The organism is Spirulina major PCC 6313 (genome assembly GCF_001890765.1).
Lineage (GTDB): Bacteria > Cyanobacteriota > Cyanobacteriia > Cyanobacteriales > Spirulinaceae > Spirulina > Spirulina major.
Genome location: NZ_KV878783.1, coordinates 936,893 through 960,684 on the forward strand (window position 1 = coordinate 936,893; position 23,792 = coordinate 960,684).

Here is a 23,792-nt window from a genome sequence, read left to right on the forward strand (position 1 = left end):
AAGGTCCTCAGTTTACCCGCCAACCCAAAATCCCCGCCAAGGGGACTGAAACAAAGCAATCAAGCGTGAATCGCAAGGTAAACGCGATACCCGCCAACCCAAAATCCCCGCCAAGGGGACTGAAACCACCCCATCGCTTAGTTGCACTGTTGCATAGGGAGTCCCGCCAACCCAAAATCCCCGCCAAGGGGACTGAAACACAACAGCACATCACGCAAGCCCTGAACTCAGCCCCCCCGCCAACCCAAAATCCCCGCCAAGGGGACTGAAACGCTTGATGAAGGATGTGAACCCGACGAAGCCGCCGATGCCCGCCAACCCAAAATCCCCGCCAAGGGGACTGAAACACTTTTTGGCGGCTTTCGAGGCATAGGATGAGGCAACCACCCGCCAACCCAAAATCCCCGCCAAGGGGACTGAAACTACTTGTCGGGAGAATCTGAGGAGACCTTTCACCCCCACCCCGCCAACCCAAAATCCCCGCCAAGGGGACTGAAACTACCGCTCCTAATTCCCTGTGCATCAACTCCGTTAGGCCCGCCAACCCAAAATCCCCGCCAAGGGGACTGAAACCATTCTTCAATCAATTGCTTTAGGTTCGTTTTGAACCCGCCAACCCAAAATCCCCGCCAAGGGGACTGAAACTCCGTTCCTCTAAATCCTTTTTCATCTCGTAGGTACTGTCCCGCCAACCCAAAATCCCCGCCAAGGGGACTGAAACTCCAGACTCGGATGTACTCCGCCACTTTCCTCGCGCAACCCGCCAACCCAAAATCCCCGCCAAGGGGACTGAAACTTGTTCCACTCGTCAAGCACGAGCAAAATTCGGTGGGGTACCCGCCAACCCAAAATCCCCGCCAAGGGGACTGAAACGTCCCATGGATTTAGCCAAATCAAACGCGGTTTCTTTCCCGCCAACCCAAAATCCCCGCCAAGGGGACTGAAACGCTTAAGGAGAGTTGGAGTATGTTTACTAACTCAACCCGCCAACCCAAAATCCCCGCCAAGGGGACTGAAACGTCGCTACGGCTGTCGTCCCGATAAAGATATCGACCCCCGCCAACCCAAAATCCCCGCCAAGGGGACTGAAACACAGGAGAAAGCCAACGGCTTCCGGCTGGAAAGCAACCCGCCAACCCAAAATCCCCGCCAAGGGGACTGAAACAAAATCAAGAATAAGAAATTGAACATGGATATTAATCCCGCCAACCCAAAATCCCCGCCAAGGGGACTGAAACCACCGGCCCGGCGATCATCCCCACGGCAGGAGATTACCCGCCAACCCAAAATCCCCGCCAAGGGGACTGAAACCATACCCCCTGTCCCTTTTGCTAGTCTTTCAATGTCCCGCCAACCCAAAATCCCCGCCAAGGGGACTGAAACCATTAAATGCGGTGATTGTGATTTGGCAGTCAATACCCCCGCCAACCCAAAATCCCCGCCAAGGGGACTGAAACGCCGCTGATCCAAGCGGAGACACGCCCCCCGATATTGACCCGCCAACCCAAAATCCCCGCCAAGGGGACTGAAACCGTTATCGTCCGCAATTTGGGAGAGGTAGAAGAGGTCCCGCCAACCCAAAATCCCCGCCAAGGGGACTGAAACGTCTTGGGGGGCTGGGCCATCCTGAAGATGATCCGACCCGCCAACCCAAAATCCCCGCCAAGGGGACTGAAACCCACGGGACGGAAGTTAAGGCCATGGGTCTAGAGGCCCGCCAACCCAAAATCCCCGCCAAGGGGACTGAAACTTTTGGGTTAGCGTCATTCGGCGTTAGCCTTTTTTTGACCCGCCAACCCAAAATCCCCGCCAAGGGGACTGAAACGTCATTGAGATTTATTCTGCAATAGGAATCGGGGGCCCGCCAACCCAAAATCCCCGCCAAGGGGACTGAAACTTATCGATGAAGTTAGCGATCGCACTTTCCACCGTCCCCGCCAACCCAAAATCCCCGCCAAGGGGACTGAAACACGTCTTTTGGAACGAGATGATCGGGATTGGTCACCCCCGCCAACCCAAAATCCCCGCCAAGGGGACTGAAACGACAAAGACCGCCCGCAAAGACCGGGAAATCAAGCCGCCCGCCAACCCAAAATCCCCGCCAAGGGGACTGAAACCTTCGCTGAGATTCAAGACAGCTAGTGGGGTGAGTCCCGCCAACCCAAAATCCCCGCCAAGGGGACTGAAACTTGAACTGACTCAAACTCCATTGGAAGGTGTGCGATGCCCGCCAACCCAAAATCCCCGCCAAGGGGACTGAAACATCAAACTGCGCCGCCCAGATTAGATCGGTACCATCCTCCCGCCAACCCAAAATCCCCGCCAAGGGGACTGAAACTCATAATTTTTCTTAGACTCTTTCAAATAGTTTGCCCGCCAACCCAAAATCCCCGCCAAGGGGACTGAAACATAATTATGATCATTGACGGTCGGATAGGCTACGCTCGCCCGCCAACCCAAAATCCCCGCCAAGGGGACTGAAACATCATGACGGTCGTAAAATTCTTGACCACGCCCAACCTCGCCAACCCAAAATCCCCGCCAAGGGGACTGAAACTTGGAATATGGCGATCGCCCCACAGCGAAAAACGCATCCTGCGGGGTGGCTCGTGGTTCTTCATGTCCCCGGTCATCTGATATCACCAGATTGAGTTAACGATTTGTCGTGTTGCGGGCGCTGACCCATTGAATATTTTCCTCAAGGTCTGTGGCGGCCTGCATCTCACCCAAGGCCCGGTAGACGGTTTGGGCCTGTTGCCAGGAGACGATCGCGCCCTCGTCATCCTGTTTCACGACCGCCAGATGCCCCAATTGCGCCAACGCCACCGCCCTGGCCAGAGTAGGCGCGGCCTCGGTGGATTCTAATGCTGCTCGGTAGTAGGTTTCGCTGGGTTCGACAAGTAATAACCACCCAAAGTAGAGATTGCCTAAACGCACCGCTAATTCTGGGCTGGGGTCGTGTTGCCAAAGGTCTTCGAGGAGGGCGATACCGGCGGTGATGAATCCCTGCTCAATGTAGAGATCGGCTTGTTGCTGTTGTCGGGTTCGGGGATCGGCGATCGCCTGATTCAGGTCAGCCATTGCAGTCGCGATCGCCGCCTGCTCATCCCCGGTCACAACGGTAAACCCCATACCGCCAGAGTGGGCCGGTTCATCCCAGGAAACGGCTCCGGTCTCTGCTTCAACAAAAAACTGATAGGACTGACCGGGTTCTAAGGGTACGTCGCCAGTGTATTGAATCTCAGTCGCGGTAATCTCGTCCACTTGCCAACTAATCCCCGGCCCTTCGAGAATCACGGTGTAATGGGTTGCGCCCTCGACAGGTCGCCACCGCAGGACGGGCTGAGTTGTGAGGATGTTACTCCGGCGGGGACTGAGGACGTAGGGAATCGGTTTGTTCAGCCAGGTGAAATAGTCGCCGCGCACAGGACAACCGGCCAGATCTGGGGGGCATTCGGGTTCGGTGGCTTGGATTTGGAATTGTGCGGCGGGAGCGAGGGGCTGCGCGAGGCTTGATGTGGGAGCGAAGAGGGTAAGGGTGAGAATCAGAGCAGGGGTAAATTTCAACATGGGGGTTAGTCAGGGCTTGGGGTGTGTAGATAGGGGGGCGATGCATCCTGATTGAACGTGAGCAAGCGAGTTGCGGCGATACCGAGACAGCGATCGTGTTCGTCGATTTCTTCTCGACCGAGTTCTAAGGTTTTTTGCCAATGGGGGAGAGCTTGGGCGGTTTGGCCTTGGGCTTCGAGGGTTTGGGCGAGGAGACAATGGGTATGGGCAGACTGGTCGAGCAGGGCGATCGCCGCCGTTAACTCTGTCTCGGCCCACGTCCAGCGCTGCTGACGAACGCGAATCCAGCCTTTATTTTTGAGACAACTGACCCGAATGCTGGGATACTCGGCGCGGTCTAGGCAGCGTTTGATCAGGGTGAGCATAGGGCCGTAGTCGGTATCACCATTGAGCAGTTTAAAGCGGATATATTCAGCGATCGCCGCCGGATGGTCGAGATAGGCCGCTGCTTCGTAATGGGCGATCGCCTCCTCCCGGCGGCCCCAGCGTTGATCGTAAAGAAAGCCCAAATTATAGCGGGGTTGCGGATAGCGCGGATCGAGACGGCGGGCGATTTCAAAATAGCGTTGGGCGGTGAGGAGGTGATCCTGGCGACTGGCCTGCACCCCTTGATCATTCAGCCACTGCGCCACGGAACTGCGCCCCCCGACAAAAATCAGCAGTCCTGCACCCAAGAGGCCACAGGTGATCAGGATGGATTGGGGCCAATGCGATCGCAGGGTGGGAGGCGCGATCGCTCGCTGATCCTTCATGGTCTGATTTGATCCATGCTTCCCGGCGTTCTGATTGACCCCCAATCCCAACGGCAACGCATAGGGATTTTGCCAAATGACCGGCAACCACGTCGCACAGGGGTATTGGGGTTCAAGGGCTTGGAGGCGTTCCCGCGCTCGGTTCGCCGCCACGGGAATCGGTTCACCGGCCACGAAATCTTGAAGGAAATAGTTTAAAAAGGCTTGAGCGATCGCATCAGGAACCAGATCCCGCATCACGATCATGTGAGGGATTTGGGCATCATCCTGAAGATTTTGGGCCAGCAGCCCTAAGCCGAAACAGGAATTAAACAGGGCCAACTGTAACCCACTGCGCACCGCCTTCCGCAGCCCATACCAAATCTCATTAAATCGCAGCAATTCGCCATCATCATTTAACGCTAGAAACCCTTGCCCCGCCGCGTCGGTATCCCCATGCCCCGCAAACACAATCATGTCCCAGGCCTGTTCCCACAGTTGATCCGTGAGTTCGTAGAGGCGGGGCTGATGGAGTACCTGCACCTCGACGAGGGTGGGGGGTAACGCTTCGAGCAGGGCGCGATCGGATGCGGTATCGAGGCGATCGCTCGCGCCGACGATACCGAGAATGCGCAGCCGTGGGGCGATGTGTGGGGGCGAGGTGATGGGTTTGGCCTGGGGGCTGGTGGTGTCAATCGAGGCGTTGGGATAGCGGCGAAAAAGATCCCAAGCGGGCCAGGGCAATTGCTGCACGCCGAGATCATCGCTTTGAATCAGGAATTGGATCTGGTCGTTTTTGTCGAGGCGATCGATCAAGGTTTCGCGCAGATCTCGAAATTCGGGGCCGTGCAGCCAACTGTTAAACAGGGTACTGAGGGCTTGGGCAGAATCATCGCAGGTTTGGCGGGTGGGGCGGGTGAAGTTGATGTCTTTCATGACGATCGCTCGTCCGCCCTTGCAATAGTGGCGATAGTTCGTTTCCCAATGGTGCTGCACTTGCGACGCAAGCTGTGGCGGTACGGGAATCGTGGCGGCGACAATGCCAGAGGTGCGATTGCGATCGCCCCCCTCCAGAATCTCCAGTTCCACCGCCATCACCGCTGCCCGCAAGCTGCCATTCAGCCTGAGGAACACTTGTTTATCCGGATGATGGGAAATGAAGCCAGTCATAGTCTGCCAGGAGCGTTGCACTCCCCCTAGATCACAAACGATTCTACGAGGATGCGGGTTTTATGGGTGATTTTCACATCAAAGCGATCGCCCGGTTCACCCGTAAACCGAAACTGGAGCCGCTCACTGCCGCCGCCTTGGGCCTGAGCCATCAACTGTTCCGCATCGGGATCAAGCAGCATCAATTGCACCTCCGGCGGCAGGCGATGTTCCGGGTTAATCGGCCAGAGTTCCACCGCCACATCCAATTCCGCATTGGGGTCTTGTTCCACCCACACCACCAACGCCACCGGGTCGGCCCCTTCATCGAGGGCGAACACCTTGCCCCGTTCCACCGCATGAGAGCGCGATCGCATCGCAAAAGCCGGTTTCGGCACAGTCAGGATGCGATCGATCGCCTCCCACGTCGTCGCGATCTCCCCCTGGAGCCAATCCGTCAGGGAATGAATCGCCGCCGCCCCCCTTGGGCCCGCCGTCTCCAGCGTCGGCAATTGGTCATAAAGCACCGTTAGATCCTGCAAGGCCGTCAACGGCACATCCATCACACTGTCCGGCTCCACCGCACAGTAACCCAGCAACGTCGCCACCTGAAACTCAGCATCCAACTGCACCACCACACAGCCCACCTGATCCGTCGTCGGCAGATAACACTGGGTTTCCCCCGCCAACACCGGACGACAGGCCAAATGACCAAACCCCGGAATATACAGATCCGCCACATCCTGAAGGGCGCGGGCTGTGGGTTGCCACGCCCGACTTCCCGGCAGATCGGTGGCAATGCCGAAACCGTTGAGATGTTGATTCACCATCCACACCGCCAAGGTATTGCAATAAATCTGTTGACGTTTGCGATCGCCGCGATGGGGCGCGGCGAAGCCTAAAGCCGTTTGATGGGCGATGGGGGGAATACCGAGTTCCAGGGCAGGGAGTGGGGCCTCTAGCATCATGCTTTGGGAATAGTTGGGTAGGTTCATGGTTCAAGATAGGTTGTGAGTTGTGGATTCAGCTTGTCGAGGCCGCGCCGATAAAAGCGGTAAATTGTACCCCAAGACACTGCAAACTCGGTCGCAATTTCATGCCAGCGATAGCCATCCAAAACACGCAACCCCAAGACTTGGAGGGTAATTTCTGGTCGCCCCTGGACATGAAGCGTTCCTAAACAATTGTCGGGATCGGTCTCAAAATAGGTGCGAATATCCGCCTCTGGCGTGGAGACATGATCTTGGGAAACGGGGTCAGGAGGAACCATGAGTAGATCTTCCACATTGCACCACGGAGCGCGACCGCTGCCCGGTTTGTAATGGGGAATCACTTCTTGCCGAGCTTCGTAAAAAAAGCGACGACGAAAGATGTAATTCACCCATTGCATCACTTCGTATTCAGGGCGATAGTCTTCAATTTTGCGGTAGATATGGGTATGCAGTCGCTGTTTTGCTTCTTCATAAATTTGGTCATATAAATGGACAAACTCGCCTCGATAGGGACGACTGAGCCGACCCGATGCTTGAATGGCTCGCAATAACCGATTTACCAGGGCTTGGCGTTTGGGGCCAATGGGGTGTTTTTGGGCTTCGAGAGCCAGTTTTTTCAGGTGCTGATCTAGATCATCCATAGGTTCGGAACTGGATTTACCGATTGCGATCGCAAGGTCTTCATTACTAGGGTCTGGTGTAAATCTATATTTTTGTACACCCTGCGGAAAAATTTAGAACCTCTGCATAAACTTCACGATACTATCCAGACAAAGAGATACGTTCAATTCTCCCTGGATGGCCCTGTCTTATGTCGCTTCTGCGCCTTGCCCTGTGTTCTGGTTCACTTGTCTTCAGTGGTGCGATCGCCGCCCATCCCGCCCTCGCCCAATCGATCACCCCCGCTCCCGACGGCACAGGAACCGTGATTAATCATAACGGTAACGTTTACGACATCACGGGCGGCACCACAGCGGGGACAAATCTATTTCACTCCTTTGATCGGTTGGGGTTGAGTGTGGGTGAGGTGGCCAATTTCCTCAGCCATCCTGCGATCGTTAACATTTTCGGTCGGGTCATCGGCGGCAATCCCTCGATCATCGATGGCCTGATCCAGGCGAACCCCAACCTCTACCTGATGAACCCCGCCGGTATCATCTTCGGCCCCAACGCCTCCCTCAACATCGGCGGCGATTTCGTCGCTACCACTGCCAACCAGATCGGTTTTGCGGGCGATCAATGGCTCAATGCGTTGGGCACGACGGACTACAGCACGCTTTTGGGCGCTCCGGTGTCGTTTGTGTTCACGGCAAATAACGGGGTGATCATCAATCAGGGCAATTTGGAGGTGGGGAAGAGTAAGGCGATCGCGTTTCTGGGCAGTGGTGCGATCGCAGTGGGTTCCTTGACAGCCCCGGATGGAGTGATTGCGATCGCATCTGTCCCCGGCACTGGCTTAGTGCGTCTATCGCAACCGGGCAGCCTCTTGAGTTATGAGTTTGTGCCGCAACCGGGTCAATTGATTGGCACGCATGATGTAGGGACGTTGGTATCGGGGGCGGTGGGTTTGCCGCAGGAGTTACCGTCAGGGTCTACGGTGGTGTCGGGTTCGGTGACGGCGGGAACGTCTGAGGCGCGGGGTTTGGATATCACAATACGCGATCTAACGGCGGCGGGTGGCATTACGGCAGCGGCGGATAGGAATGTGGTGGTGGATGGGGATATCTCTGCAACGGGGGATGTGCGGTTATGGGGCGATTCGGATGGCATTGACGGCGGCAGTTTAACCATCACAAATGCAGAGATTCGGACAGGTGGGGGTGATTTTGAAGGTTTTGGACGAGGAAGTGAGACCGAACCGCATGGAGTTTCAATTAGTGGATCTGTGATTGATGGGGAAGGGGGAAATATTGATTTAGATGGTGTAGGAGGAAGTGATACAAGTGTTATTGATCATTATGGAGTCAATATTGACAATAATTCATCAATTGTGTCAGTTGATTTTGGTCAAATCAAGATTGTCGGTATAGGGGGTGATGGTTTATTTGAACTCAGTCCGGGGAGATTTAGAGGACATACATATGGAGTGAATATTGATCACAGCTCACTAAATACAGAAAATGGCGTTATATCTTTAGATGGAGCAGCTGGATCAGAAGGACATAAATTTTATGGAATTCATCTTAGTGATACCAATATAACAACACAACAAGGTAATATATTATTAATTGGAGAAGGAAAGGAGAACCTAAGAACCCGTCCGAACTTTGGAATTTATTGTGTAAATTGTAATTTACAAACATCAAGATTTCACAGAGGAAGAGTAGACATTTCTGCTTCCAATAGTATTGTTTATTCTTCTGGTACTATTAGTTCTGGAGGTGGAGGAGTTAATTTTTCCACTGTAGGCTCTGGTAACATTAGCATCTCTGCTGAAGTACAAACTATCACAGATGGAAATATCAATATTATGTCTGTTAGTGGTGCTAGTGTAAGCAACTTGATTCAGGCAGAAGACGGTAATATCAATATAACTTCATTTGGTTCATCTATTGGTGTCAATGCCGATATTTTTGCAAGAGGTGATGGGAATTTGAATTTTTTCTCAGCCGGAACGATACGTGGTTCTGGTTTTTTTGACTCAGGTAATGGAACAATGTCTTTTGAATCAAAATCAGGCTCATCATCACAATCATTTCTTCTTGAAGATTTAGATTTAAAAACTCATGGGCAAAACATTGAATTCATAGGGCATGGATTGTCTATAGGAGATGTGGATTTATCTTCCAACACTGGAAATGGCGGTAGCTTAATCAACCGAGGCACAGGGATAATAAGAATCGGCAGCATTAATACCTCTGGACTAATTGATGGAGGAGATGTTTTCCTAACAACTGGAGCAAGTAATGCAGCCCCCGTAGAGTGGAATGCAATAGAAATAGGAAGTATTAATACTTCAGGGGGGAGGGATGCTGGAGATATTACTCTATACGCCCGAAATGATTCTATTCTTATTTCTGATGCGTTCAATGCTTCTGGTGGTAGGGATGGAGGAGATCTTTCTATTACTGGGGCTGGTCGTGTTATAACTCAGGGTATAAACTCTAACTCGCAACGTAATGCTGGTGATATATATCTAGAAGTTCGCCGAGATCATGAATATTGGGATGCTGGCTGGGTTGGAGAAATTGATACTACTGCTGGGATAATTAGCGCAGCCGGAGGCTTGAATGGTGGAACAGTCACCTTGAGAGCATACACTGACATCAAAACAGGGACAATTACCATGTTCAATCCCGGATTTAATGGTGATGGTGGTGGAATTGATATCCGTAGTTTTGAAGGTAAAATTGATACAACCCAAGGGGATTTAATCAGTGCTTCAGGATCAGGGGTAGGCGGAAATGTAAGCTTAGAAGCAAGTCGTGGTATTTCAGTTGGTGATGTTAGTTCAGAATCAATCAGTACTAACGGTGGTGAAATTCGGTTTAAGAGTTCACGAATTTATACACATGGTGATATCGCAACTAATGACAACACTATTATTTTTGCTGGAAGTACTAATCTACAAGATGATGGAATGTTCAGAGTTTTAGATGATCCAAATATTTTGGGTGAAAGTAATATTACTTTTGAGCAATTCCTAGATGGTAACCATAACCTCATTTTAGAAGCAACCACAATTGACCTGAGCAAAGCTGTCGGCAATACTGATCCTCTCAATCAACTCACAGTCAACGGAACTTTAATAAATACTACTATCAACCCTACCCAAATCACTACCCACGAAACGATTCAAGCGGGTGATATTAACTCTCAAGAAACGATTCATCTTCGCAGTCTTAACGCAGACATCCAAACAGGCAACCTCACAACACCCCAAGAGGTTGTTTTAGAGGGTCAACATATCCAAACCGGAAACATTGAAACCGATACCCGCCTCAGCATCACCACCCCGCAAACCCTCACCACGGGCAACATTACCGCCCCCACCATTGACGCAATCCAAACCCAAGGCGACTTAACCACCGGCCACATCACCACTCAAAACGACCTCACCCTCACCAGTAATCAAGGCGATCTGACCACCGGAAATATCACCGCGTCCGGTCAAGACGTGAACCTCACAGCCCCCCAAAATATTGCAACCGGATTTATTGACACCAGCCACCCCACCACCGGCGGCAACGTTCAGATTGATGGCGGTCATAACGTCAGGATTGACGGCACATTCACCGATCGCAACAACACCAACGCCAGCATCTCCACCGCAGGCGCAGACAGCAGCGGCACAATTGAAATTCGCCATGGGGGTGATGGGGTGGTTCCGTTTCGGGTCGGGGATGCCAGCGTCAACGGTTCTAGCGGCGCGATCGCACGCGGAACCCATGATGAAGGCGCGATCGCACCCGGTAACGACTATCTCTACACCCACCGCCAAGACCAAATCGCGATTATCTCCCGACCCGCACCGCCCCCAATCCCCAACACCCAAGCCCCAACCCCTCGCCAACCCCTGAACACCACGACACCCGCCCCCCTTGCGGGTCAAAATCCCCTCGAAAACCTCGCCTATCTGATCGGGAGTATTCTCAATGCCGAAACCGTCATTACTCGCGATCGCAACAACAGCTATAACTTCACCTGGGAAGTTCCCGATGCAAATTCTGAAAACGACAGCACGATCCTCAACGCCAGTGCCGCCGATCCGGGTTTTAGCCTCAGCTCCTTGCCGTCCCTGGGCATTAGTCTCAACCCTGAAATTGGTCTAACCTCTTTTGCTAATAATCTGAATTCCAATGACCTCGTTTCGGACATTGATCAATTTTTAGAAGAACAATATGAAGAGTATTTTGACGATGAAGATAAAGTTCCCGTTACGGCTGCCAGCGTTCGTCAGATGCTCCAAACCATTGAACAACAAACAAACAAGCGTTCCGTTGTGCTTTACGCCCTAAATCGGCCCAACTTTTTGCAACTGTTGCTCATCGTCCCGGATGGGCCACCCATTTCTAGAACAGTGCCCCTCGTCGCATCGAGCACCCTCCAGCGCACCCTCAGCCGTTTTCGAGATACGGTCAACAGCACGACGCAATCAACGTCCTATCTTCAACCTGCTCAACAACTCTATGACTGGTTAATCCGTCCCTATAGAGACACACTCAACAACCTTAATATTGATACGCTGATTTTCAGTATGGATGCGGGGCTACGGAGCATTCCCCTGGCGGCGTTGCATGATGGTGAACAGTTTCTGATTGAACAATACAGCCTCGGCATGATTCCGAGCGTTAGCCTCACCAATAGTCAGTATGAGCCGCTACATGATGCGCAAGTTTTGGCAATGGGAGCCTCGGAATTTAGGAACTTAACGCCATTACCGGCTGTTCCTCTCGAACTGGAAACCATCACTCAGGCTCGCAATTCTGGCGCTCCATTCCTGAATGAGGCGTTTACCCTGGATGCCTTGAGGGTGAATAGTCGCGATCGCAACCGTAGCATTATCCATCTCGCCACCCATGCCCAGTTTCTCCCGATTCAAGCCAACGGGGTCAACAACTCCTACATCCAATTTTGGGATCAAGCGGCGAATTTTCGGGATTTGCGATCGCTCGGTTGGCACAACGAACCCCAAGTGGAATTGTTGGTGTTGAGTGCCTGCGAAACCGCCCTCGGCGACCCCAACGCGGAACTGGGGTTTGCGGGGTTAGCCGTGCAAACCGGGGTGAAATCTGCCCTCGCGAGTCTTTGGAAAGTGTCCGATGTGGGCACATTGGGGTTGATGGCATCCTTTTATGAGCATCTCAACGACCCAGAGATCACGATCAAAGCCGAAGCCCTCCGCCAGGCTCAACTGGCATTGCTGCGCGGTGAAGTGAGCATTGACAATGGCCGGATCGGCGATCTTCCCTTACCCCCAGCATTGGTCAACACCCAAGGCGATCTCAGTCATCCATTTTTCTGGAGTGGCTTTACCTTGGTGGGCAGCCCATGGTGATCTCAATCCACGCCAAGCAAAACCGGCAAATTGACACTCCCCGCGAAGACAGCGACGGGGATTCTGGGTGCATCGACCGGACTTAACCGAGCCGGATGGCTCCAACCCCGCCAGAAGTCTAATCTCCCCAAGCGGATAACTTCCCCTGTGCCCCACGGTAGTTAGTTCAAGGCGCAGGATACAAACCCGCTTCACTATCGACTCAGCCCGATGCCGCTCCCAGACTAACCCGTTCACCTTCAAGTCTTCCGAGGCGACCAAATCATTAGATTGGATGACGTAGTAGGCAATCCGCCCACTCGTTCCGCTGCCTGCTTATTTCGTAAGTATTCATGTCATGAAAATTTGGCTGTAAGCACTGCTCAGTATGAGTTTCAGCTATTGCGGGCTATTTTGTTATTCTCAATAAACAAGGCTGTAACCCCTAGTCTTGCGTACTTATTGAGAATGAACTGTTAGTTTAGATCTCACCTCGATCTTGAAAGCCTTGCTGTGACTGCGTTTCAAGTACCTGAATCCTTACGAATGTAAAGCGTAAAGCCCCCGTTTTCCAAACGGGGGATATAAGCGAAGGGCTGAATTTATTCAGCCGTGATACCGAGGTATCATAGCAACCATGAAAGCGCTCAAGTTCAAGCTCTACCAACACAAGCGAAATCGATACCTCAAGCGGACAATCAATGCCGCAGGGCGTATCTACAACCATTGTGTTGCCCTCCACAAACGGTACTACCGAATGTGGGGCAAGCACTTGAACTGCGCCCGACTGCAAAAACACATCGCCAAGCTTCGGAAACGGAACCCCTGGTCGGTTGCAGGTGGGTTCTCAAGCCGTACAGGATATCTGCCAACGAATTGAGAAAGCCTATCAACTGTTCTTCAAACACAAAGATAGAAGCGTTCGACCGCCCAACTTCAAGAAAACCCGGAAAATACAAATCCTTCACCCTCAAGCAAGCTGGGTACAAATTCCTCGGTGGCAACCGGGTCAGGATTGGGAACAAAGTCTATCAATATTGGAACTCTCGCCCCATTGAGGGCGAAGGTCAAGACCGTGACGATTAAACGAACTCCCTTGGGAGAACTGTTCATGATTGTCACGGTAGATACCCTGTCAGAACCCCAAGTCAAAACCGAGACAGGTAACATTGCTGGTTTTGATTTTGGACTCAAGACGTTTCTGACCTGTTCTGAGGGATTCAAGATTGATGCCCCCTTGTTCTTCAAGCAGTCACTCAATGCAGTTCGCAAAGCAAGTCGAGAATTATCTCGCAAGCAAAAGGGTTCAGCGAATCGAGAACGTGCCCGATTGAACTTAGCCCGCAAGCATGAAGATATTGCCCATCGACGGCGGGACTGGTTCTGGAAGTTGGCTCACCGCCTGACGAATCAGTTTGATGTGCTGTGTTTTGAAACCTTGAACCTCAAGGCGATGCAGCGGCTTTGGGGGCGTAAGGTGAGTGATTTGGCGTTTCGGGAGTTTCTGCAAATCCTGGAGTGGGTGGCGACGAAGAAGGGGAAGCGGGTGGTCTATGTTGAGCGCTGGTTCCCTTCGAGCAAGACCTGTTCAAGTTGTGGTCATATTTTGGAGCATCTGGATTTAGAGACTCGCCATTGGCGGTGTCCCAGTTGCTCGACAGAGAATGACCGGGATGAGAATGCGGCGATGAATATTAAAGTGGCTGGGGCTTCAGCCATTGGGTTAGGTGATGTCAGACAGGCGTTGCCTGCTATTGCTGTTTGATCCCAGAATCCCCCGTTTTCTAAACGGGGGAGTAAGTCAAAGGGTTCTTAACGTTGTACAGTCCCTCGTTGGCGTGGTCGATCAGTTCTGAACTGTCTGCCCCCACACTGCCCCCAAAATCTTGATTTTAATGACATTTTTTTTCCAATTTTAGGGTGTGGGTGTCGATTGACTCATTAACTGACATCTTGACAAATTATTTGTCATTGCTATAGACAAGCCTGCAACCCTTACTATACATAAGGTTGTGGGCTTTTTGCATTGGAAATTTACTCAAAAGCAAAATTGACAAATTAGGTGTCGTATATTAGGAGTTTGCCAAAATATGTGTCGCTTTTCATTTAGTCCAGATTTTCTGGCTTTTTGACACATTCTGTGTCGCTCAGGGTAAAATAACAACATGTTTGTATTAAACACATTTGTTGTAAATGAATACAGGTAATCAAGAAGCTCATGCAGTTATCACTGACTTCTCTGAGGAGGAGAGGTTAAAACTAGAAGTTATCCAGAGTTTGATGGAACCCTGTGATCACGCTACCTATGGACAAAAGTTAAAAGATGCGGCTCAGAAGCTAGGCAAGTCAAAGCGGACAGTGCAGCGATTAGTTCAGCAGTGGGAGGAGATGGGACTTGCAGCAGTTACTTCAAAGGCGAGGGCTGATAAGGGTAAACATCGTATTTCGCAAGAGTGGCAAGATTTTATTGTTAAGACCTATCGCTTAGGAAACAAGGGCAGTAAGCGGATGTCTCGAAAGCAGGTTGCTTTGAGAGTGCAAGCGAGGGCTGCTGAATTGGGAGAAAAAATGTATCCAAACGAGCGAACGGTTTATCGGGTTCTCCAGCCCATTATCGAAGCACAGGAACAGAAGAAGAGTGTACGTTCGGCTGGGTGGCGGGGAGATCGCTTGTCGGTTAAAACTCGAACTGGTAATGATTTAGTAGTGGAATATACTAATCAGGTGTGGCAATGCGATCATACCTGGGTTGATGTTTTGGTAGTTGATGTCGAGGGAAACATTATTGGTCGTCCTTGGCTGACAACTGTGATTGATACCTATTCACGCTGTATTCTGGGTATCCGGTTAGGGTTTGATGCGCCAAGTTCTCAGGTTGTTGCTTTGGCGTTACGTCATGCGATGCTACCGAAGCAGTATCCGCCTACGTTTGGTTTGCAGTGTGAGTGGGGAACCTACGGGAAGCCCGAATATTTCTACACGGATGGTGGGAAGGACTTTCGATCAGAGCATCTCAGACAAATTGGTATACAGTTAGGCTTTACTTGTGAGTTGCGCGATCGCCCATCTGAAGGTGGTGCCGTTGAGCGTCCTTTCGGGACATTAAATACAGAGCTATTTTCGACACTCCCTGGATATACGGGATCAAATATACAGGAACGTCCAGAGGATGCGGAGAAGGATGCTCGGATGACGTTACGGGACTTGGAACAGTTGATTGTTCGCTATCTTGTGGACAACTATAATCAACGTCTGGATAAGCGAATGGGCGACCAAACTCGCTATCAGCGGTGGGAATCAGGCTTATTAGCAACACCCGCTTTGCTGAGTGAGAGAGAGCTTGATATTTGCTTAATGAAGCAAACTAATCGCTCGATTTACCGTGAGGGCTATATTCGCTTTGAAAATTTGATGTATAAGGGCGAGTATCTGGCGGGTTATGTGGGAGAACGGGTAGTGTTGCGGTATGACCCTAGAGATATTACGACTGTCCTAGTGTATCGGCGGGAGAAGAGTCAAGAGGTATTTCTAGCAAGGGCTTATGCTCAAGACTTAGAAACAGAGCAGTTGACCCTAGAAGATGCAAAGGCGATCAATAAAAAGATTCGAGAGAAAGGTAAGACGATTAGTAATCGTAGCATTCTTGATGAAGTGCGCGATCGCGATCTCTTTGTGTCTAAAAAGAAAACGAAGAAGGAACGGCAGAAGGAAGAACAAACGAGGTTATTTACCCCGGTAACAACTCCTAATTCCAAACAGGAGACAGAAGAGGAAGAGATTGAGCCTGTGGAAAAAATAGATGAGTTACCTCAAGTTGAGATCCTGGATTACGACGAACTAAATGACGATTACGGGTGGTAATGATGGCAAGTGCAGAATCGAAAGCAAAAGCTGAAGCAGTCGCTCAACAGTTAGGAAATTTCGAGAAGACCGAGGAGGATCTAGCGAAAGAGATTCAACGTTTAAGACGTAGAAATGTTGTGCAGTTAGAGCAAGTCAAGCAGTTGCATAATTGGCTGGAGGGAAAGCGCAGGTCACGCCAATGTTGCCGAGTCGTGGGGGAATCTCGTACTGGCAAAACCATTGGTTGCAATGCTTACCGTTTAAGGCATAAGCCAATTCAGGAAACGGGTAAACCACCCATTGTTCCTGTAGTGTACATCGAACCGCCCCAGGATTGTGGTTCAATTGATTTATTTCGGGCAATTATTGAGTATCTAAAGTACAAGGTTCAGAGTCGAGAAAAAGTTCGAGAGCTTCGTAGTCGTGCAATGAAAGTATTAGAACGGTGTCAGGTGGAGACACTAATTATTGATGAAGCCGATCGTTTGAAGCCCAAGACTTTTGCAGATGTTCGAGATATTTTTGATAAGCGGAATATCTCAGTGGTATTGGTGGGAACAGATCGCTTAGATAATGTCATTAAGCGAGATGAGCAAGTTCATAATCGCTTTCGAGCTTGCTATCGCTTTGGGAAGTTGACAGGGACGGAATTTGAGCAAGTGGTGAAGATTTGGGAGCGAGATATCTTACGCTTACCTATTCCCTCGAATTTACATGCGAAGAACATGTTGAAGATTCTTGGACAGGCAACAGGAGGTTATATCGGCTTGTTGGATATGATTTTGCGGGAGACAGCGGTTCGAGCGTTGGAGAAGGGATTAGGGAAGATTAACTTGGAAACGTTGAAGGAAGTCGCAGAAGAGTACAGCTAATGAATGATTGGGAAATTCAGCCTTGGTTGTTTGTGGTTGAACCTTATGAGGGGGAAAGCCTGAGTCATTTTCTGGGGCGGTTTCGTCGAGAGAATGACCTTACTCCTGCGGGGTTGGGACGGGAGGCGGAAATAGGGGCGGTTGTATCTCGGTGGGAGAAGTTTCGCCTAATTCCGTTTCCGTCGCAACGGGAGTTGGAGAAGTTAGCGCAGGTAGTACAGGTGGATGCTGCACGATTACGGGTGATGTTGCCGCCCGATGGGGTGGGAATGAAAATGACTCCGATTCGCCTCTGTGGAGCTTGTTATAGAGAAGTTCGTTGTCATCGGATGGAATGGCAGTATAAGACGAGCGATCGCTGTGACAAGCATCCGTTGCGGTTGTTGTCGGAATGCCCTAACTGTGGGGCACGGTTTCCCATTCCATCGCTATGGCAGGATGGTTGGTGTACTCGGTGTTTTACAACATTTGGAGAGATGGCAGAGAGTCAGAAACCGCTCTAACAGCTCAGGTTAGTAGTAGTCTAAGTTGACTACACTGTCAAACTGGCACCATTTTTTCTGAGCCAATCTTTTCTCTCACGGTAGTCTGGCAGCACTTTATCGACTTCGTTCCAGAAGGCATTGCTATGGTTACGGTAGTGGAAGTGGCAGAGTTCGTGGACGACGATGTAGTCAATGATTTTGGGTGGTGCCATCATGCACTTCCAGTGGAAATTGAGCCAGCCATTAGTGCCACAGCTAGCCCAGCGATAGCCCAGGTCTTTGACTTTGATTCCTGTAGCGTGGACACCAACTTTTGGGGCAAAGTAGCTAACTCGATCACGAAACCGTTGTTGTCCCTTCTCAGTGAAATAATTGGCAAAGGCTTGTTTAGCGGCTTGAGTCCCGTCCTTCTCGATCGCCGATCGATCTAAAAAAAAGCGACCGTTTTTCAACTTCAGGGGATGGTTCTGACTGGAGACGAGAGACAAGCGATAGGTGCGGCCCAGATACAAGAAGGTTTCACCGTTGACCCATTCACGAACTATAGTACTGGCGTTAAGGTCTTTCCACTCAGCCAGGTTGCGGTAAATCCACATGCGCTTGGATTCGACAATTGCATCGACTTGTTCTGGAGTGTATTCGGCGGGTGGACGTACAGTAACTCTGCCATCGCGCTCAATCACAATATCGGTAGTTCTACGCGAGCTGCCAGATAGTAATTGGTATTCGATATCTCTGACACAGCGAACATTCATGACTGATTAGTCTTGCCTTTCAATAATTCGGTGTGGCGGTTTTTGGCGAGTTTCATGATTTCGATCGCGATTCGTTCACGGTTGGCTTTCAACTCGGCAATACCCGTCAGGGTCAGCGCGGTCTTGATTTCACTGCGAGTGCGCTTTTGTTTGTCGCTATTATTCCAGAAATCGATACTGCTAATACTAGCCTGTAAGGTTTCGACAACTGCTTCCATTAGCACCTTCATTTTAGGTTTGGCATCTGGCGGCACATCACTATCTGGGAAAGCCTGGTTGGCAATGTGTTCGTAGAACGTTGTTGCTTCCTTGCTCATGCCCTCTTCACCCCGCTGACGACCCGCGATCGCCTCAGCCCGGATTTTTTCTAGTTCGATAGCGAGCTGATCCCAGCGGTCTTGATATTCCTCGATCAGGTGCTCGACTTTCTCGGACAAACTTTTGTAGAAGGCGGGGTCTTCGTCGTGGTGGACTGTGCAGTGTTTGCGGATGGCGTGCTCCATTTCGCTAGCTTTCGCTTCGTCGTTATCCCCTGAATGCTGGTTGAGTTGCTCCATGAAATCGGCGGAGAGCAGCTCAACTGGGGGGACTTTGGGATTAATACCCAGGCTAATCAAATGCTCGTTGATTAAATCTCGGACTTTTTTCCCAGCATCACCTAAGTCGAGGCTGGTGTCTTTGTAACGCTCTTTGGTAACTCGAAGGATATAGCCTAGACGCTTGGCAGGGACACGATAACTCTGGCCAAGGGGGTTAGGCAAAATAATATCCAGGCTGGCCAGGAATTTTTTCAGATAGACCTCAAAGTCTGCCCGAATTTTCTCGTCTTTGAGCAGCTTAACGGCTTCGTGGACTACGGCAGCATCAGCTTCGACCGTCTCTAGGTTTCCTTCAGCATAATCGCGTATTTTTGCAACTTTGTGTCTTGTGAACAGTTGCAGCAGACGTTGATAACGCTCTTCTAACATTGGCATCTCTGAGGCGATGCTCTTTAAGCCCTGGGCGAGTTCTTGCTGTTCATGGGTGGCGGCGTATAGGGTCAAAGCCTCGGTGAGATTTTCGGTTAGGCCGATGTAATCGACAATATAGCCTCGCTGTTTCCCTTGCTTGACCCGGTTGGTGCGAGCGATCGCTTGCAGCAGTGTATGCTCTTTGATTTTCTTGTCGAGATACATAACCTGCTCAATGGGGGCATCAAAGCCGGTAAGCAGCATGTCACACACCACCAAAAAGGCAATGCCAGTGTGGGGCTTATCAGGATCGTCGAAGTCGAAGGGGCGGCAAAAGTTATCAACGGCGTTCCAGGCGCGGGCCTGCTTGCGGGCTTCTGAGACATAAGCGGGTTCGTTGGTGCCGCTACCAGAGATCACCACCGCTGCCTTGAGGAAGCGCAATCTGCGGATACGTTCGGGATCATGGGTCTCTAACTGGGCGATGGTGTCCGCTAAAGCTTGATGGATAGCTTTTTGATAGCGCACGGCGGCAAGCTTGGAATGGCAGACGACTTGAGCCTTGAAGCCGTTGGGAAAAATGTGCTCTAGATAATGTTTCACCAAGTCCTTGGCGATCGCGCTAATCCGTTGCTCAGCTTCTAGTAGGTCGCCGGTCGCCCCATACTTCTTTTTGATGGCGAGCAGTTCTTCATCGGTGCGATCGCGAAAGAGGTTTGCAAAGCGGGTTTCAAAGCCATGTTTATCCTGAAGGGCATCGTCGGAGGTGCGGCCCTCATACAAAATTTGCAGGGTGGTGCCGTCGGCCACGGCATCCATGAGACGGTAGGTATCGATATAGTCGCCAAAACGGTTCTGGGTTTTCTTTTCGCCGTGGCGATCGGTAATGAGGGGAGTGCCGGTAAAGGCGATGCGGGCGGCATGGGGGAAGGCTTCAAAGACGTTTTCACCCAGGTCGGAGCTTTGGGTGCGGTGGGCCTCGTCAATCATCAGCACAATGCGGTCGGAGTTATTGACCACCCCAAAGGTCTGGTCGCTGGGAATGGCGCGATAGGTGCCCAGGGCTTCGGCCACTTTCAGCGGCATGGCTGGGTCGCGCTGCTGAAACTTATGCACCATCACCATGTTGATGTCGGAGGTGTCGGTAGACAGGCGATCGCGCAGGGATTGGGTACTGTCGATAGTGTGAACTCGTCCCCCAATGAGCGTGGCGGTTTTAGAAAGCTGATCTTCAAGATCGACGCGATCGTTAATTAACACAATTTTGTAGTCGCTCAGATCTGGGGTCGTCCGTAGCATTCGTGCCACAAACACCATGGTTAAGCTTTTGCCTGATCCCTGGGTGTGCCAAACGACACCACTTCTCTCTGTAGCGTTTTGGCCTTGGCGCAGGCGATCGATAATTTTGTGGGCGGCGCGAAATTGCTGGTAACGGCATACCACCTTAATGCGCGGGCCACTGTCGGTGTCCATAAAGACGCTAGAGGTGCGCAGGATGCTCAACAGGTTAGTTTTGTTGAGCATACCGTTGATGAGCTGTTGTTGTTGATTCAGTCCCTCGGCGGCGCTCTCCGGTTTGGGCCACTGAGTTTTCCAGGGATAGAAATGCTCTAGACCGGAGGTAATGGTGCCGTAGTCGGCCTCGATGCCCGTGCTGCGCATGACAAACAGGTTAGTGTGAAACAGGCGCGGCTCTCCTTCCCGTAAACCATGGCGGGTCGTCTCTTCCCGCTGGTTCATGTAGCGCTGGAGCTGCTCAAAGGCTTCAGCCATGGGGTTGGCGCAGGTGGTACTGCCTTTCTTACATTCGACCACCACCAAAGGGATGCCGTTCACGAACAGCACAAGGTCGGGAATGATGAACTGCTTGACGCAACCGGGCGTATCAATGCGGAACTGGTTGATGGCGTGAAACTGGTTGCGTTCAGGATTGGCAAAGTCAATGAGCTTGACTACCGGATCTTCTTCCCCGGTTTGCTCGTTGACATCCACCTGGGCTTTGAACAGCAGTTTTTGAATGGCTTCGTTGGCTTCGAGGAGGGTGCGGTTGGGCTGCCGCAGGATGTCGTCTTGCAGGTCTTGGAGCTGCTTGGTCGTGAGCCAGGGAGTACCGTCGGCGGTGGTGTTGAGGGCGGCGACGGCTTGGGTAAACACATTGGGCAGCAGCCATTGGCGAAAGTTGGTTCGCAGGCTTTGGGTCGGGTCGCTGGGGATTTGTGAACCTTGATCGATAACCTGCCAGCCCAGGGTTTGGATCTGCTGGAGAAAGGGCTGTTCGACTTCGGTATATTCGCTCATGATTTAGAAATACGGAATACAGCGAATGGTTTGGAGGATGCAGTTTTTTTGGTATAATCGTACTAATTCGATGAGATCGCCTATACACAACTTCATCTTGATGTAATGAGCGCGATCGCAGCGACTAGAGACAGACAGAACTAATACACCTTAAAGGGGTTGCGATCGCTAAGCTATAATGAAACGTCTTTAAAGATTTTGCTCTAAACGGTGGTGTTAAAACGTCTCTCCCCACAGGAAGCCCGCACAAGGCTTGGGATTCTAACTCAGCAAGCAAGCAACACTCAACCCAATCTAGCGCAAAAGCTAACTGCACTATCGAAGTGGATCAAAGATAAAAAAGACGGTCTATTAACGAGCAAGCCTTACGTCCTAGATCTACTCACCGAGATCATCCTGGATGTTGAGCTTTGGCTAATACTCAGTGCTTTCAGTCCTGAGGATAGGCAGGAATTGTATGCTAGCGAGAATTTTTCAGTTACAGAACAGTACTGGTTTGACGTTTTATTTCCACGCTGGATCAATGATCAAGACCCAAAGTTTCCGACTTGGAAGCGGGAGGTGATGAACGGTAACTTCAAGCGAGAGGATGAGTCAATCTTGAGAGACCTTACCCGCGAAATTGAGGGGCGTGGGGGAAGCTATCTGTGGAAGCATCTACTTGATTTGTCTATGGCAACGGATCTGTTGGCCTCTGGGCAGCAGGAGGCAACGCTGTGCGTCCAGCTAACGACGCTTTCAGAGCCGTATCTGACCGAGAAGCGACAGTCATGGGAGGCAACCCTACAATATTGGGATATTTTGTGGGGACTGCTCGTCAGTTACAACCCGATGGGCGATGCACTTACCCTTCGGCTTGCTGAAGATATTTTGCGCTGTAGCGATGCGCCAACGGCTAACGGTTACAATCTTGTTACGAACCTTTAAGGCAATTGCCCGGTATCGGTCATGACTAGCGAAAACAACATTTTTAGTTTTAGCGAAAGCACTGACCCTCTAGAAAAAGCTAGGGCGGCTTTGCGTGCCGTGCGCCAATATCAGCAGGATTGGCAAGAGCACGGGGTTGATCGAGTTCACAAGTATTTTGATGATGTCGAGGGAGATTGGCTTGAGAATTTTGATGAGATACCAGCGGAAGTTTCGCTAGCTCAAATTTCAAAAGTCAATTTTTCTGATATCGTCACTCAGCTAAAATCATTAGGATTATCCAAATCTTTTATTGAACGTGTGGCTTTCCCCTCTTGGTGGAGAGGTGATTTTGAAAATGATGCAGAAGCACAATTCAAACTTTTGACTGCTTTGGCAAAACGCCTTCGCTTAGAAATTAACGTTCAAGGTTCATTAGACCTTTCTTTAAGTTTTTTGCTAATACCAGCGGCAAAGTTTAAATTGCAGAAAAAGCAAGAAAAGCCAGAGCTTTTTAGCTATCTAGCATCAAGTGTTGCCAACATCGTTCTTGGGGCTGTTGATCTGCCTTATCTACCTATTCCTGCTAATCCATCAGTGATCAGGAAATCAATACTTCAAAAGGGTTCTTGTGTAAGCTTAGAAAGCTTATTAGATTTTTGTTGGAGTTGTGGGCTTCCAGTTATTCAGTTTGATTTGTCTACTCTTTTTGGAAAAGGCAATAACGGACTTACCAAGTCTGACGGCTTGGTGTTTATGACCGATAATCGACCTACTATTATCATCGGTTCTTCTCATAAGTATTCCGCTTGGCTACTTTTTATTCTGGCTCATGAGTTAGGGCATATCGCTTGTAGCCATCTACAAGAGGGGATTTTGTCGGATGAATCCTTTAAGGGTGGTGTAAATGACGAAGAAGAAGAAGAAGCTAACCAGTTTGCGACACAGCTTTTGTTTGGGGATTTTTCTCCTCGCTGGGCGAGAACTCTCAACCAGAAAACTCTCTTCAACAAAGCTCAACGCTTAGGCAAGGAACAGAATCTTGATCCGGGTGCGCTGATTCTTAACTATGGTTGGCAAACCGGCAATTGGGGATGTGCTATGGCGGCATTGAAGCGTCTAGAACCTAATGCTAATGCTCCAACGCAGATTAATGCCTATTATCAAAGTCATCTGATCAACCTTGATGATGATAGTCGAGAGTATCTTGAGCAGGTGAAGGTTTTGGCTACTTGAGGAAACTTGACAGATTTCTTCTTTTATC

Annotated in this window: 13 protein-coding genes, 2 pseudogenes and 1 CRISPR repeat array (1 of these 16 cut by a window edge); of the genes and pseudogenes, 8 read left to right on the forward strand and 7 right to left on the reverse strand. The window is 50.7% G+C overall.

All coding sequences use genetic code 11. The annotated features are described in order from the left end of the window. Positions 1 to 2,557: a CRISPR direct-repeat array (repeat unit 37 nt; unit sequence CCCGCCAACCCAAAATCCCCGCCAAGGGGACTGAAAC); it begins 566 nt to the left of the window's first position. A gap of 95 nt (positions 2,558 to 2,652) precedes the next feature. Genes SPI6313_RS04180 through SPI6313_RS04195 form a run of 4 tightly spaced genes read right to left on the reverse strand, consistent with a single transcriptional unit; the run spans position 2,653 to position 7,083 of the window. After that, a complete protein-coding gene (locus SPI6313_RS04180) occupies positions 2,653 to 3,570 on the reverse strand; it encodes a fibronectin type III domain-containing protein (protein ID WP_072619864.1) in 918 nt (305 codons plus the stop codon). Positions 3,571 to 3,575: 5 nt separating this feature from the next. Further along, the gene (locus tag SPI6313_RS04185; RefSeq protein ID WP_072619865.1) at positions 3,576 to 5,471 is read right to left on the reverse strand and encodes a CHAT domain-containing tetratricopeptide repeat protein; all 1,896 of its coding nucleotides are present in this window, start codon (positions 5,469 to 5,471) and stop codon (positions 3,576 to 3,578) included. A gap of 26 nt (positions 5,472 to 5,497) precedes the next feature. Beyond that, positions 5,498 to 6,445, reverse strand: coding sequence for a DUF1822 family protein (locus SPI6313_RS04190; protein ID WP_072619866.1), 948 nt, complete (start codon positions 6,443 to 6,445; stop codon positions 5,498 to 5,500). Continuing rightward, on the reverse strand, positions 6,442 to 7,083 hold the full coding sequence (locus tag SPI6313_RS04195) for an RNA polymerase sigma factor (protein WP_072619867.1): 642 nt from the start codon (positions 7,081 to 7,083) through the stop codon (positions 6,442 to 6,444). Before SPI6313_RS04195 ends, SPI6313_RS04190 begins: the two co-directional genes overlap by 4 nt. 170 nt (positions 7,084 to 7,253) lie before the next feature. On the opposite strand from SPI6313_RS04195, the pseudogene SPI6313_RS25335 reads away from it, so the two are divergent. Beyond that, positions 7,254 to 7,877 (forward strand): annotated as a pseudogene (locus SPI6313_RS25335) (two-partner secretion domain-containing protein); the annotation flags it as partial. Between the two features lie 80 nt (positions 7,878 to 7,957). On the opposite strand, the gene SPI6313_RS24330 reads toward SPI6313_RS25335, so the two are convergent. Next, on the reverse strand, positions 7,958 to 8,233 hold the full coding sequence (locus SPI6313_RS24330; protein ID WP_245788590.1) for a hypothetical protein: 276 nt from the start codon (positions 8,231 to 8,233) through the stop codon (positions 7,958 to 7,960). 1,789 nt (positions 8,234 to 10,022) lie between these two features. On the opposite strand from SPI6313_RS24330, the gene SPI6313_RS24335 reads away from it, so the two are divergent. From SPI6313_RS24335 to SPI6313_RS04220, 5 genes and pseudogenes are all read left to right on the forward strand, one after another. After that, on the forward strand, positions 10,023 to 12,440 hold the full coding sequence (locus tag SPI6313_RS24335) for a CHAT domain-containing protein (RefSeq protein WP_245788592.1): 2,418 nt from the start codon (positions 10,023 to 10,025) through the stop codon (positions 12,438 to 12,440). A 616-nt stretch (positions 12,441 to 13,056) separates the two neighbouring features. Beyond that, positions 13,057 to 14,184: pseudogene (locus tag SPI6313_RS23890) on the forward strand (RNA-guided endonuclease InsQ/TnpB family protein). Between the two features lie 428 nt (positions 14,185 to 14,612). Then, positions 14,613 to 16,280 carry a Mu transposase C-terminal domain-containing protein gene (locus tag SPI6313_RS04210; protein ID WP_072619869.1) on the forward strand — a complete coding sequence of 556 codons (1,668 nt, stop codon included), beginning with the start codon at positions 14,613 to 14,615 and terminating at the stop codon, positions 16,278 to 16,280. Then, on the forward strand, positions 16,280 to 17,134 hold the full coding sequence (locus SPI6313_RS04215; RefSeq protein WP_217650501.1) for a TniB family NTP-binding protein: 855 nt from the start codon (positions 16,280 to 16,282) through the stop codon (positions 17,132 to 17,134). The genes SPI6313_RS04210 and SPI6313_RS04215 overlap by 1 nt, the downstream gene beginning before the upstream one ends. Further along, positions 17,134 to 17,637 (forward strand): TniQ family protein, encoded by a 504-nt coding sequence (locus SPI6313_RS04220; RefSeq protein WP_072619870.1) that lies wholly within the window; start codon positions 17,134 to 17,136, stop codon positions 17,635 to 17,637. Before SPI6313_RS04215 ends, SPI6313_RS04220 begins: the two co-directional genes overlap by 1 nt. Positions 17,638 to 17,666: 29 nt before the next feature. On the opposite strand, the gene SPI6313_RS04225 is transcribed toward SPI6313_RS04220, so the two are convergent. After that, positions 17,667 to 18,374 carry a M48 family metallopeptidase gene (locus tag SPI6313_RS04225; RefSeq protein ID WP_072619871.1) on the reverse strand — a complete coding sequence of 236 codons (708 nt, stop codon included), beginning with the start codon at positions 18,372 to 18,374 and terminating at the stop codon, positions 17,667 to 17,669. Beyond that, complete coding sequence (locus SPI6313_RS04230; RefSeq protein WP_072619872.1) at positions 18,371 to 21,622, reverse strand: type I restriction endonuclease subunit R; 3,252 nt, start codon at positions 21,620 to 21,622, stop codon at positions 18,371 to 18,373. Before SPI6313_RS04230 ends, SPI6313_RS04225 begins: the two co-directional genes overlap by 4 nt. A gap of 213 nt (positions 21,623 to 21,835) precedes the next feature. On the opposite strand from SPI6313_RS04230, the gene SPI6313_RS04235 reads away from it, so the two are divergent. After that, positions 21,836 to 22,549 (forward strand): hypothetical protein, encoded by a 714-nt coding sequence (locus tag SPI6313_RS04235; RefSeq protein WP_139276512.1) that lies wholly within the window; start codon positions 21,836 to 21,838, stop codon positions 22,547 to 22,549. Between the two features lie 21 nt (positions 22,550 to 22,570). Next, positions 22,571 to 23,764: an ImmA/IrrE family metallo-endopeptidase gene (locus SPI6313_RS04240; protein WP_072619874.1), complete on the forward strand. Its 1,194-nt coding sequence runs from the start codon at positions 22,571 to 22,573 to the stop codon at positions 23,762 to 23,764. The last annotated feature ends 28 nt before the right edge of the window (positions 23,765 to 23,792 follow it).

What these genes read in the sequence shown, in the direction of transcription:
- SPI6313_RS24335 (WP_245788592.1), top strand. Translation starts at nt 10,023, where the DNA reads ATGTTCAGAGTTTTAGATGATCCAAATATTTTGGGTGAAAGTAATATT.
- SPI6313_RS04185 (WP_072619865.1), bottom strand. Translation starts at nt 5,471, where the DNA reads ATGACTGGCTTCATTTCCCATCATCCGGATAAACAAGTGTTCCTCAGG.
- SPI6313_RS04220 (WP_072619870.1), top strand. Translation starts at nt 17,134, where the DNA reads ATGAATGATTGGGAAATTCAGCCTTGGTTGTTTGTGGTTGAACCTTAT.
- SPI6313_RS04240 (WP_072619874.1), top strand. Translation starts at nt 22,571, where the DNA reads ATGACTAGCGAAAACAACATTTTTAGTTTTAGCGAAAGCACTGACCCT.
- SPI6313_RS04210 (WP_072619869.1), top strand. Translation starts at nt 14,613, where the DNA reads ATGAATACAGGTAATCAAGAAGCTCATGCAGTTATCACTGACTTCTCT.
- SPI6313_RS04225 (WP_072619871.1), bottom strand. Translation starts at nt 18,374, where the DNA reads ATGAATGTTCGCTGTGTCAGAGATATCGAATACCAATTACTATCTGGC.
- SPI6313_RS04215 (WP_217650501.1), top strand. Translation starts at nt 16,280, where the DNA reads ATGATGGCAAGTGCAGAATCGAAAGCAAAAGCTGAAGCAGTCGCTCAA.
- SPI6313_RS04180 (WP_072619864.1), bottom strand. Translation starts at nt 3,570, where the DNA reads ATGTTGAAATTTACCCCTGCTCTGATTCTCACCCTTACCCTCTTCGCT.
- SPI6313_RS04230 (WP_072619872.1), bottom strand. Translation starts at nt 21,622, where the DNA reads ATGAGCGAATATACCGAAGTCGAACAGCCCTTTCTCCAGCAGATCCAA.
- SPI6313_RS04190 (WP_072619866.1), bottom strand. Translation starts at nt 6,445, where the DNA reads ATGAACCTACCCAACTATTCCCAAAGCATGATGCTAGAGGCCCCACTC.
- SPI6313_RS04195 (WP_072619867.1), bottom strand. Translation starts at nt 7,083, where the DNA reads ATGGATGATCTAGATCAGCACCTGAAAAAACTGGCTCTCGAAGCCCAA.
- SPI6313_RS24330 (WP_245788590.1), bottom strand. Translation starts at nt 8,233, where the DNA reads ATGGTTAAACTGCCGCCGTCAATGCCATCCGAATCGCCCCATAACCGC.